Origin of the sequence: Prevotella sp. KH2C16 (genome assembly GCF_900113305.1) — a bacterium.
Classification (GTDB): domain Bacteria; phylum Bacteroidota; class Bacteroidia; order Bacteroidales; family Bacteroidaceae; genus Prevotella.
On the sequence record NZ_FOOW01000040.1, the window covers coordinates 1 to 11,948 of the forward strand.

Here is an 11,948-nt window from a genome sequence, read left to right on the forward strand (position 1 = left end):
CCAATTTGTCTATGGATTTAGCCTCCTCGTCCTTGATGCGCTTTTGCACATCAATGTACTTATTGATAAAGGCTTCTGTACGCTGCTCATACTGATTGAGCAATGCTTCTTCCCGTTGTTCGTCACTTTGTACTGGGGTAGATGAAACAGGGAGAGAGACAGAGCTGTTCTCATTTTCTTTCAACTCCTTCAGTTCCCTGTAAATTGTTTCCAGCTTTTTTTTGATTTCCTCAAAGAGGACAAATGTATTATTGTCTGCCATAATTATAAATGTATTTTACGTTTTTTCTTTTTCTTCTTTTTGTCGAGCGTATTGTAAACTTCTGCAGGGACAGTACCATGAGTCTGGAATAATCCCAATCCTCCTTCTATGAGGTCGTTAGTTATTTCGCTCGTAACATCTGCAATGTTAGATATAAGGTTTGTCGTTTCTTGCATCTGCTGGTCGTGTTCCCTATTGTTCTGTTGCAGGGCAAAGTCAATCTTGGAATAACTGAAACTCCTGTCCACCTTCGAGCCATTGAAATGATAACCGTTCTTTTCAAAGATGACACCCTGAACATCCTGAGAGTTGCCTTTGTACTTGAAACGGACATCAATATCTTGTTCTTTCAAATGACTAAGGAGAGTTGTCCAATCCCTGCACCGAGCTATTTCTGCTTTCAATGCCTGATAGATTTCATATTTGGTCTTGTCAGGTTCTTTCAGGCGGTATTCCTTGACTTTCTCCTTACCACCGGCGAAGTACAAACCATATTTGGCGGTCAGTTCCTTGCACATCTTCTCACTTCTGAATTGGTCGTTACGGTCAGAAATAGTTTTGCCATTATTATCTATCCGATTGAAAGCAATATGAACGTGTGGATGTTCCTTGTCGAAATGGCGACCGATGATGTACTGTGTATCTTTTATCCCCATCTTCTCCATGTACTCATGAGCCACTTTCGTCATTCATTCATTGATGAGTTTGGAAGAGTCCTGTATGGAGAAACTCAGGGAGATGTGTCCGACAACCCTACTTACTCGTGGATTCAATTTCGTCTGGTCAATGAAACTTTGGACAATATGACTGATACTGTCTGTTCGTACTCCGAAACTGTCTATAAGCTCCGTTCCTTTCTTCGGGTCAAGGATGTAGTTGATGACACCCTTGAAGCCCGAACCTTTCATTATCTTGGCAATCATCTTCGTATCAGGTTTAGTATTTCGTCAATCTTACCAATGACGATTTTGTGGAAAGGAGCAATGGCATGAAACCCTTCCGCATTGGCACGATGTGCCAACTGGTTGAGATTGTTTGCCATGCCACACAGCTTGCGAATGAAGTCTGCCTGCTCTATGGTCAGCCGTTCTATGACATTTCCTTTCTCAAGAACTTTTCTTACAAACTCACTCATGGATATTCCTGCGATTTTGGCTTTACCTTTGAGCGTGTAGTAATCCTCTGTGGTAAGTTTTAACATAATGACACTTCAATATTGACTGATTCAAGTGTATCAAATAGAAAGAGATGTCTCAATACACGGTAAATCACTTTGTGAAAAAAGAATTTTAGACAATATAACCGGAATAGATACTTAGACAGTTCTGCCGCCAACATCCAGGGCCGTGGCTGTACTCTCTAAAAAGCTTTGCATCGTGGATCAAAGAATTATCGATATACAATATACTTCCATTTTAAATTCATAGAGCTGCTGTTTGATAAATATAACTACTTTTTAACCCACTCTTTGGTTAATTCGTGTTAAATATATCGTTTTTCGATAAATATATTTCGTGATTTAATATATTTTCTATACTTTTGCGACATAAATAAATCAATAAATATGTAGTTTTAAACTATGAAAGTATATTGTAGTTCAAAAGAAAAGTTGATAAATATTGTCTGCCGAATGGTGCTTATATTTTTGGCAGGCTGGTTCTTGCTTTTCCTTGTTCAACTCATGCGTTGGACAAATGCCATTGATATAACTATTGGCTTAGGTACACAGATTCGTCCCATAGCATGGTCATCTGTCAATAAGGTACTTACAATACAATGGGTAGAACTGATAGGCTATTCGCTTTCTACAGTAATCTTAATATTCCTTTCCTCGAGGTTTATAATTACCTGTCTTGGCAAATTGGATATAAAAAGATTATTTAACCGCCATAATACAAAACTCTTATGGGGCATAACTATTACAGATTTCTTCTTTGAATTTTTCTCTTTAAATATTGAAATACTTTTCGGTCTGAGAGAGATACAGATCAGTAGCGAAATGATTATTTCTCCATTGTTATTTCTCATAATGACACTTATGTATGAAGTGGCTGTAAGTATCACAGAAGAAAATGAACTAACTATATAAATGTTATCCATATGATTATAGTAAATTTAGATGTCATGATGGCTAAACGAAAAATTTCATTAAACGAATTATCAAGTATAGTTGGCATTACACCCGCAAACCTCTCGATATTAAAAACTGGGAAGGCAAAGGCTATCAGGTTTGTTACACTTGATGCTATTTGCAAAGCTTTGGACTGTACTCCTGGGGATATTTTAGAATATAAAGCAGATAGCTTATGAGTAGAAATGTATTTTTGCCTGCAATTCTGATAACACTTCTGAATATTCAGCGAGCATCAGCTCAAAATCCAACAGACTCTATAACTATTGATAGCATTGTGAGGAGTCTTCCCGAAGTAATGGTAAAGGGTGAAAGACCATTGGCTGTTGTGCATGGTAGTGCTATAACTTATGATTTGCTTCGCATAATTGAGAAGAAAGGTGTGGATAATGTATTTGATGCTATCAAAGAACTTCCAGGAATCACTGAGAAAGATGGCAAATACCAGTTAGCAAATAGAAGTGTGAGTATAGCTTTGAATGGAAAAGTCATGTCTTTGACTTCAGACCAGATAGCTCAGCTGTTAAAGAGTATGCCTGCCAGTCGACTTGAAAAGGCTGATGTGATGTATTCTGCTCCGGCAAAATCACAGGTTCGGGGAGCACTGATTAACATCCGATTGAGAAAGGGAGAGCTATCTCAAGTTCCTTTTCAAGGCGAATTCAATGTAGCCTATAATCAGAAACATCATGCAATGTTCGGTGAGCGTGCATCCATTCTTTACCACAATGGGAAATTTACCTTTGATGCAATGTACCTACATAGTCATGGCAGAGTATTTAAGGTTACTGATGAAGATTCTCGGCACAGCCTCAATAATGGAGCAATACATGAGATAAAAGATAAGCAAACACAACTTGTCAAGCAATTTGGGCATGACTACCGCATAAGCACTGAATATGAATTTGCAAAAAATCATAACTTGTCACTGTCATATCTGGCAAATTACAGTAATCGTGACATCTATGGTAACTATACTGGAGATATCATTGGCAGAACTTTTTCCACACGCCGTACATGGCTACATAATGTCAAGTTAGACTACCAAGCACCATTTGGCTTGAAAGCGGGTATTGAAACTACCTATTATCATGATCCCGAGAAACAAGATCTGCAAAGTGTTACACCTACGGTGAATCTTAATTTTCTCGTCGACAACGACCAGCGTGTAAATGTTTGGCGTTATTACTTATCTCAGGAACATCAATTGAAAAATAATTGGAACTTGAATTATGGAGTTTGGTACAAACAATCTATTAACCATAGTTTGCAGTTTTACCAACACCAGTCTGGGACCAGCTATATTCGTCAAAGGGAAGATATAGCCAATGTTTATGTTGGATTAGGAAAAAACTGGAATAACAAGTTCATCTTAGATGCTTCTTTAGCAGCGGAATACTATCATTCACCGCAATGGCATCAATGGAACATATATCCCACTCTGAACCTGACATACATTCACAACCCAAGCAATATATGGGTTCTAAGTTTCTCAACAGACCGGACTTATCCAGAATATTGGACAATGAATAATTTTACGGTATATAGTAATGGTGGGTATGATGAGATTACAGGTAACCCATATCTTAAACCCGCCAAATCATACCAAACAAATATTATATGGGTCCTGAAAAACAAGTATCATCTTGTGGCAGGGTTCAACTATCTTGACGACTATTTCATACAGATGCCTTATCAGCGTCCAGATTGTTTGGCTACGGTTTTTAAATATGTGAATCTTAATTACCAACAACAGGTTTTCATGCAGGCTGTCATTCCTCATAAGTTCGGTTCATGGTTAGACTCCCGGCTGACATTAACTGGAGTTTGGATGCATGAGAAATGTGATGACTTTTATGATATACCGTTTAATAGAGCCATAATATATGGAATGGCGCAGATGAGCAATGTTATCACACTAAGTACCAAGCCTGATTTGTCGCTGACTGTTGACGGGATGATACGCAGCAAAGCCCATCAGGCAATTTTCGATTTGCTAGGTTCTGGAAATTTAGATCTCGGACTTCGCTGGCAATTCTGGAAGAAGCAAGCTGTTTTGCATGTCTTCTGTAATGATTTATTTGAGACTTCTTCCATCAACCCTCGAATTGACTTCAAAGGACAATACATGAATATGGACTTTAGTTGCTATCGTGAGGTTGGTATCTCATTAATTGTCAAGTTTGGAGGATATAAGGTAAAGAAGAATGATGATATTAATACATCACGATTCCGTAAATAGGAATTGTTATTTTATTTTTATTTTTTTAATTATGAAAAAGAAATTGATCAGCGAAGCCCTGATAAAACAGTAATTGCAGGCCATGTAAGAAGCAGAGGCTGCCGAAATTAAAGGCGATGTGTCAGAATGAAGGACTCTACCACCCGAATGGGTTCCCTTTGGGGAAGATCTTTTCAAGTTGGCTCCTTTTAATTCGGGTCAAAATACCATGACATGATGGTCAGAGCATAAAATTCCTACCCACATACCTCGCAATTGCGTTTGATTCTGAACATTCCTACTACCATAAATAATAAATGCCTGATATTATACTTTATTTACCTATTTGCGACATATATAGAATACCATCTACTACCTTATGTAGTTTTGTTGTATTCTATCTAAAATTTATGTATGTGTCGCAATTATGCTGCAAATATAAACCAAATAAGGATAAGAAACAAGAAGGAAAACAAAGATTAATAAAACTGAAAAGAGATGTAAATCAACGATTTACACCTCTTTTCTTATTAAATCTTATCAGGTATTTATCCTGCCTTACTTGACCTCCTCAAAGTCTGCATCTTGGACGGTATCATCGGATGAGCCTTGAGACTGCTGGCCTGACTGTGCGCCACCTTGGAAGCCTTGATCTGCACCAGGCTGAGAACCAGCCTGGCCACCCTGATACATCTGGGCGCTGGCAGCCTGAACGGCCTGGTTGAGCGCTGCCGTAGCAGTATCTATGGCTGCAATATCACCAGCCTTGTGGGCATCCTTGAGCTGCTGCAATGCTGTTTCGATAGCAGGTTTCTGATCGGCAGGAATCTTGTCGCCATTATCTTTCAGGAAGTTCTCAGTAGTGAAGATCATTGAGTCAGCCTGATTCAGCTTGTCAATCTTATCGCGCTCAGCTTTATCGGCAGCAGCATTCTGTTCTGCCTCAGCCTTCATGCGGTCGATTTCCTCCTTGCTCAAGCCACTTGAAGCCTCTATACGGATGGCCTGCTCCTTGCCAGTAGCCTTATCCTTGGCACTGACATTCAGGATTCCATTAGCATCTATATCGAATGTAACCTCTATCTGAGGAACGCCGCGACGAGCCGGAGCGATGCCTTCGAGATTGAACTGGCCGATACTCTTGTTCTGTGCGGCCATCGGACGCTCGCCCTGCAGAACATGAATCGTTACTGCGGTTTGATTGTCTACGGCAGTAGAGAACACCTCGCTCTTCTTGCAAGGAATGGTCGAGTTGGCATCAATCAGCTTGGTCATTACTCCACCCATAGTTTCGATACCGAGGGTAAGAGGAGTTACATCAAGCAATACGATATCGCCCACGCCTTCTTCCTTATTCAGGATGGCACCTTGGATAGCGGCTCCAACGGCAACAACCTCATCTGGATTAACGCCCTTAGAAGGCTCTTTGCCGAAGTAGTTCTTCACCAGAGTCTGCACGGCGGGGATACGGGAAGAACCGCCCACGAGGATGACTTCGTCGATATCAGATGTAGAAAGCTTGGCATCGCGCATCGCATTCTGGCAAGGAACAAGACAAGCCTGTATCAAACTGTGAGCCAACTGCTCAAACTGGGCACGCGTAAGTGTCTTGACCAAGTGTTTTGGAACACCGCCTTCTGCACTGATATAAGGCAGGTTGATCTCTGTGGTGGTAGAACTGGAAAGTTCAATCTTGGCTTTTTCCGCAGCTTCCTTCAGGCGCTGCATAGCCATGGAATCCTTGCTCAGGTCGATTCCCTCAGCCGACTTGAAGTCATTTACCAACCAATCAATGATTACCTGGTCAAAGTCATCACCGCCAAGATGGGTATCACCATTGGTGGAAAGCACTTCGAACACGCCACCGCCAAACTCAAGGATTGAGATATCGAATGTTCCTCCACCCAAGTCAAACACGGCAATCTTCATATCCTTATTGGCCTTGTCAACTCCATAGGCAAGGGCGGCAGCCGTAGGCTCGTTGACGATACGACGCACATTCAGACCTGCTATCTGTCCGGCTTCCTTGGTGGCCTGACGCTGGGAATCAGAGAAATAAGCCGGAACCGTGATAACGGCATCCTTGACCTCCTGACCCAGATAGTCCTCGGCAGTCTTCTTCATTTTCTGGAGAACCATTGCACTGATTTCCTGTGGGGTGTATTTCTTTCCCTCGATGTTTACACGAGGATAACCATTCTCGTTGTCCACCTCAAAGGGTACGCGTTCAGCCTCTTTCTTGGACTGCTCATAGGTCTCACCCATGAAACGCTTGATAGAGTAAACTGTATTCTTCGGATTGGTGATGGCCTGACGCTTCGCAGGATCACCCACCTTACGGTCGTCTTTCGTAAAGCCTATGACAGAAGGCGTTGTACGCTTACCTTCTGAATTGGCAATTACCACTGGTTCGTTACCTTCAAAAACTGCGACACAGCTGTTGGTAGTACCTAAGTCGATTCCAATAATCTTTCCCATTGTTATATATGTCTTTATTTGTTATTATTCGAACATTTAAAATCACACACTACATAACAAAAGGTGTGCCAAAGGCGGCCTTGCCAACCGGAAGCATGCCAATGTGTCAGAGATGTCAGCCTGCTTTCCGAATTTTTATTGGCAAAACTTTGCCTGTCTGGATTTAAAATCGTATCTTTGCACCCGCGTTGGCGCCTGTGGCGGAATTGGTAGACGCGCCAGACTTAGGATCTGGTGGTGAACGCCGTGCAGGTTCGAGTCCTGTCAGGCGCACAAACAGAAAGAGGAAAGTTCGTGCTGAGCTTTCCTCTTTGATGTAAATGCCTGTGGCGTTAACGGCAAACGGGCGTGGGGCCAACAACCTTCGTCCTGACGGCTGCTATCTTTTCCCGGCTCTATTTGTAACTCTTCATCCAGCAGACTCTTGTTTTCTATATAAAAACAATGAATCTTATAGGTATTTGAGGAAATGTATTGGACTTATTTATTATTCACCATTATCCCAGCCTTCCTTTTACCGAAAGCATAATCCTCCGTTCTTATGACCATCCCGTTTTCACTGAAATACAGAGACTTACCATACAGTGAATTGTTCCTATAGTTTCTGACAGCCACCAGATAATGGCTCTGCGGGTTGAAACAATAGGCCTCGCCACACCTGTAAAGTTTGTTATTACGCTTGCTGCATTGTGTATAAACAGCCTCCAAGGCTCCTCTCTGGCTGATAACGAAGCATAGTGTCCCAATAAACAGAACGCCTTTTCCCTGAGTTCTGTAGTAGCCGGAATTTTTCTTAAAGATGTTATTATCCGTGTCATCGAGCTCCATTGAGCCGATACTGTCATCCGAGATGCTCCTTTGCAAGCTTCTATCTGTCGATGCAGGGCCGGCAGCCACCCCCTTTACATGCTCCCCCTCTTCATAATACTCGCTTCTTTCCACAGTTCCCGTGGCCGTATAAAAGACGGCAATTCCGTGAAGGAGGCCGTTCCTGTGTGTATAAAAATGAGAGAGCCTGTGCGTCTCGTCATCAAATTGATATGCCCGTCCGATTGTATCACGACTCTGGTTCCCGTTTCTCACATGTATGCTGATTAAGGCGGAATATCGCTTGAAAAACTCTACCCTGTCATCACCGACGGCAATAAAGTCCTCTATGTAGTATTTGCCTGCGTGATAATATCTCAAATTGAGGGAGCTGTCGATCATCGTAACGCCACTATCCTCCCGCGCCTCGTCCTTTCTGCTCCCCGGGACAGAACCGGGCGACACCGAACATGCCGCCAGACCCAGAATCAACAATAAGCGAAACACCTTCTTCATGTCTTCTTTCTTAACAGGGTTGACACGAGATAAGAGGCCGGCAGGTTTCCCGCTGTCGGCCTCCCACTCTATCCACGGAGCACGAATGCTATTTCTTGTCGGCGTGCTTCTTCCAATACTTCGCGCCTTTCACCTTCAGTTTGGCAGTAAACTCGGCACTTGCCTTGTCCACGGCAGCCTCTTCTTCCGGGGTGGCAAAGGCATGGTGATAAGCTTTCTGCTCGTTCCAGTGGCCACGCGTGAAGTCGGGCACCTCTACCGGCATGCTGTTATGGTCCATCGAAAGACTGCCCAGTTCTGCGAGGCAACACCACTCGGCCAAGTCGTAGACATCCATGTCGAGCGGCAGCCCGTGCTGCAGGCAATAGACCAGACGGCTGTCCATGATGAAGTCCATGCCGCCGTGCCCACCAACTTCCTTGGCCTCAGAAGCATACTTCTTAAGGATCGGACTCTCATACTTGGCCTCCAGGGCCTTGCGGTCTGCCTGCTTCATGTAAGAATGGCCTGAAAGGTCGTCGGCAGAGGGCGTTACGCCTGCATTCTTCATTTCTTTGCCGGAAAGGGCATAGCCCTCCACGGGATACTTGTTGGCGAATCCGTGCGTACCCACGAGCTGATACATACGGTTATAGGGCTGCGGAGTCATCGTGTTGTGCTGCACCTCTATCACCCTGCCGCGCTCCGTACGGATGAGCGTAGTGGTGTGGTCGCCGTTGGCAAACTCCGTGCAGGGCTGTCCCGACATTTTCTCCACCCAGGCCTTGCCGTTGACCGACTTGGTGTCCATGGCCACGAGCGTCCTCATGCGGTCGCCCCTGTGAATGTCCAGAACCTGGGCGATGGGACCCAGTCCGTGTGTGGCATAGACATCTCCGCGGAACTTCTGATTATAAGAGAGACGCCAGCCGAGCTTGTCGTTGGCATCCTTCTTCCAATAGGCATCCCAGAACGGAGACAGGTCGTGGCGATAAGCCCCCGACACATAGAGCACTTCGCCGAACACACCGTGCTGCGCCATGTTCAGTGAGTTGAGCTCGAAAAAGTCGTAGCAGCAGTTCTCGAGCATCATGCAATGCAGCCGTTTGCTCTCTGAAAGGTTGATGAGCTCCCATATTTCAGTAAGGCTCATGGCCGATGGAACCTCTATTGCCACATGCTTGCCGTGCTCAAGCGCATACTTGGCCACCACGAAATGGTGGAGCCAGTCGGTGGCTATATAGACAAGATCGATATCCTTGCGCTCGCAGAGCTGCTTATAGCCGTCCTCTCCGGAATACACATCGGCAGCAGGAAGGGAGGCCTTCTTCAGTATTTCATTGCACTTCTCGGCACGCTCACGCTCATGGTCGCAGAGAGCCTTCACCTCCGTGCCGTTGATATAAGTCCACCGCCTTACGGCATCAGGACCGCGCATGCCCAAGCCCACGAAAGCAACGCGAACCACGGGCATCTTTGCCGTGACCAGCCCGAGGGCCGGCTGCTGCGCCGCAGGACGAGCCGGAACCTCCGTGATAATAGTGCCGTCGACAACCTTATACGGCCAATTGAATGCCACTCCCTGGGCTATGGTCAACACGGAGAAGCCCAGGAACAAAACGGTAAGCGAAAATAACTTTTTCATATTGCTTTGGTTTTAGATTTTCCAATATGGCAAAGATACAAAATATTCTACAAAAAAAGAATTCCGAAACAGAAAAAAACAGCAAAAAAAATTCTCATCTCCCTGTCAGATATTGTTTTTTTCTTCGGTTACTCAACGCAGAAACGCCGAGGGAAGAACACAAAGGGGTGCAGCATGGGGCTGTATTCTTCGCGCGGGCAACGGCAGATCGGCGCCGCAGTCCGGGAGAATGCCCCTGCCGCCTCTTCATATTTTCCGCTTAATAGGAAACCTGACTTGCATGATGGTGGGGCCTTCGCTATCGCTGATGAGCATAACCCTGCCACCTAACAGGTCGGTCATGCGGCGTACGATGGCCAAGCCGAGACCGTAACCCTTAATCTTCTGCCCACCCGTGGAGATAGAACGATAAAAAGGAGCAAACACCTGGTCCATCTCAGCCTTAGGTATGCCGGGTCCCGTATTTTCCACTTCCATCAATACACAATTCTTCTCGCGGCGGGCGCGCATGTTGACAAAGCCGCTTTGGTTACAGTATTTTGCGGCGTTTGACACCTGGAGGTCGGCATCATTCGGGTGTCCTCGGTGCATGAGGGAGAGTTGCCCCCTGCAATGGAACTCTCGGTCATCAACCCTGATGCCGCGCGCCTCCAATAGAGTTTTCACTTGGGAGCAGGTAGAGGGAAGTATCGCTGCCGAGCTGAAGCAGATGACATTCTTCACCCGCGAGCTGTCGAGCGTTGCTATAAACTCCTTCACCTTGCCGTCGAGGCCGGCCACATAGACCGAGCTGCCCAGGAAGAGCGTGTCTATGGGCTCACGAATGGGCTCGCTGACGGGCTTCGCCTCCACACCGGTAACGGCACTCACCACATCGGCCATCTTCTTGGTATGGCCGGTCTTGCTGTAATATCTAATGGCTACATTCATGAACCTTCAGTATGTCTGGCGCTCCGGAGATTAGAAGTGGCAGGTTTCGCCCTCTTCTGACAAGCCCTGGGAAATGACGGCAGTGGCCTCGGTTACCCGCATCATCACGAAGTTCGCATACTTCTCTCCGGCCACAGCTTTCAGCGACGGCATCTTCTCGGCCATGGCATCACGCACGGCCTGACGGTCGTCTTCCACCAGCTTGCAGGTGAGGCGCAGCTGCTTGCCTTTGCAGAAGGTGGCTATCTCGGCCTTGCAGTTGGCCTTCAGCTGGTCTACGGCATTCGTGCGGCGGAACGCCATGATGTAGAGGTTGCCCTCGAACAGGAGATATGTGCCGTAAATACGCACCCTCGGCTGGTCGTTCTCCACCGTTGCCAGATAGTAAGTCTTGGCTCCTTCCAAGAAATCATACACTTTTTGTACTGCTTCCATATTATTCTTTTTCGTTTAATTTGACATGTTTTCCTAAAGCTGCCGAATGAGCCAGTTCTGCTCGCCGATGCAGTTGATGAGGGCAAGCTGCTCCTGGCTCCAGTAGAGATCTTCCTCCTCATCCTTGAGATAGACTTTCAGGATGTCGTAGGTCGTTACATCGCCTTTCACCTCTTCCATCTTCCGGCGCAGCAGTTCGATGCCGTCCACACTCACCTGACAGTCGTTACGGACATATTCAACGGGATTCTCCACGACCGGCTCAGCCTGAGTAGCCTCTACCTTTACTTGACCGCCGAGGTCGAGAATGCGCTGGATAAACTGGTCTACATAGTCCAGCTCCTCCGTAGCATGAGCGGCATACTTCTCCGCAAGCTTGCTGAAGCCTGACGCACCGAACACTTTACCCTGCACGCGATGGGCGAAAGCCTGAGCATTGAGACCTGTCGCGAAAAACTGTAACACTTCGATTGACTTGGTTGCATCCATGATTTACGCGAGTTCGGGATAAGAAAAGCATTATAAAAGTTGGTAATCTCGCCAA

The 11,948-nt window shown here is 45.5% G+C and carries 9 protein-coding genes, 1 tRNA gene and 3 pseudogenes; 4 read left to right on the forward strand and 9 right to left on the reverse strand.

Annotated features, from left to right (window positions below; all coding sequences use genetic code 11):
- From BM114_RS13705 to mobC, 3 pseudogenes are all read right to left on the reverse strand, one after another.
- Positions 1-262 (reverse strand): annotated as a pseudogene (locus BM114_RS13705) (hypothetical protein); the annotation flags it as partial.
- 2 nt (positions 263-264) lie between these two features.
- Positions 265-1,185: pseudogene (locus BM114_RS13710) on the reverse strand (relaxase/mobilization nuclease domain-containing protein).
- Positions 1,182-1,466: pseudogene (gene mobC, locus BM114_RS13720) on the reverse strand (plasmid mobilization relaxosome protein MobC); the annotation flags it as partial. The pseudogenes mobC and BM114_RS13710, both read right to left, overlap by 4 nt.
- Positions 1,467-1,841: 375 nt before the next feature.
- Here mobC and BM114_RS13725 point away from each other — a divergent pair.
- From BM114_RS13725 to BM114_RS13735, 3 genes are read left to right on the forward strand one after another with little or no spacing between them, the layout of a single operon-like run.
- Positions 1,842-2,351 (forward strand): hypothetical protein, encoded by a 510-nt coding sequence (locus tag BM114_RS13725; protein ID WP_143089354.1) that lies wholly within the window; start codon positions 1,842-1,844, stop codon positions 2,349-2,351.
- An 11-nt stretch (positions 2,352-2,362) separates the two neighbouring features.
- Positions 2,363-2,572 carry a helix-turn-helix domain-containing protein gene (locus BM114_RS13730; protein WP_092114271.1) on the forward strand — a complete coding sequence of 70 codons (210 nt, stop codon included), beginning with the start codon at positions 2,363-2,365 and terminating at the stop codon, positions 2,570-2,572.
- Positions 2,569-4,635: an outer membrane beta-barrel protein gene (locus tag BM114_RS13735; RefSeq protein WP_092114273.1), complete on the forward strand. Its 2,067-nt coding sequence runs from the start codon at positions 2,569-2,571 to the stop codon at positions 4,633-4,635. Before BM114_RS13730 ends, BM114_RS13735 begins: the two co-directional genes overlap by 4 nt.
- 537 nt (positions 4,636-5,172) lie before the next feature.
- Here the strand turns inward: BM114_RS13735 and dnaK are convergent.
- A complete protein-coding gene (gene dnaK, locus BM114_RS13740; RefSeq protein ID WP_092114275.1) occupies positions 5,173-7,092 on the reverse strand; it encodes a molecular chaperone DnaK in 1,920 nt (639 codons plus the stop codon).
- Between the two features lie 191 nt (positions 7,093-7,283).
- Between dnaK and BM114_RS13745 the strand changes: the two genes are divergently transcribed.
- Positions 7,284-7,365 (forward strand) — tRNA-Leu (locus BM114_RS13745).
- Positions 7,366-7,572: 207 nt separating this feature from the next.
- On the opposite strand, the gene BM114_RS13750 is transcribed toward BM114_RS13745, so the two are convergent.
- The 5 genes from BM114_RS13750 to BM114_RS13770 form a co-directional block, all read right to left on the reverse strand.
- Positions 7,573-8,415 carry a hypothetical protein gene (locus BM114_RS13750; RefSeq protein ID WP_092114277.1) on the reverse strand — a complete coding sequence of 281 codons (843 nt, stop codon included), beginning with the start codon at positions 8,413-8,415 and terminating at the stop codon, positions 7,573-7,575.
- Between the two features lie 88 nt (positions 8,416-8,503).
- Positions 8,504-10,039 (reverse strand): Gfo/Idh/MocA family protein, encoded by a 1,536-nt coding sequence (locus BM114_RS13755; RefSeq protein ID WP_092114279.1) that lies wholly within the window; start codon positions 10,037-10,039, stop codon positions 8,504-8,506.
- Between the two features lie 246 nt (positions 10,040-10,285).
- A complete protein-coding gene (locus BM114_RS13760; protein ID WP_092114281.1) occupies positions 10,286-10,969 on the reverse strand; it encodes an ATP-binding protein in 684 nt (227 codons plus the stop codon).
- 30 nt (positions 10,970-10,999) lie between these two features.
- Positions 11,000-11,404, reverse strand: a complete 405-nt coding sequence (locus tag BM114_RS13765; protein ID WP_092114283.1) for a pyridoxamine 5'-phosphate oxidase family protein — start codon at positions 11,402-11,404, stop codon at positions 11,000-11,002.
- Positions 11,405-11,437: 33 nt separating this feature from the next.
- On the reverse strand, positions 11,438-11,893 hold the full coding sequence (locus BM114_RS13770; protein WP_092114285.1) for a ferritin-like domain-containing protein: 456 nt from the start codon (positions 11,891-11,893) through the stop codon (positions 11,438-11,440).
- Positions 11,894-11,948: the final 55 nt, after the last annotated feature.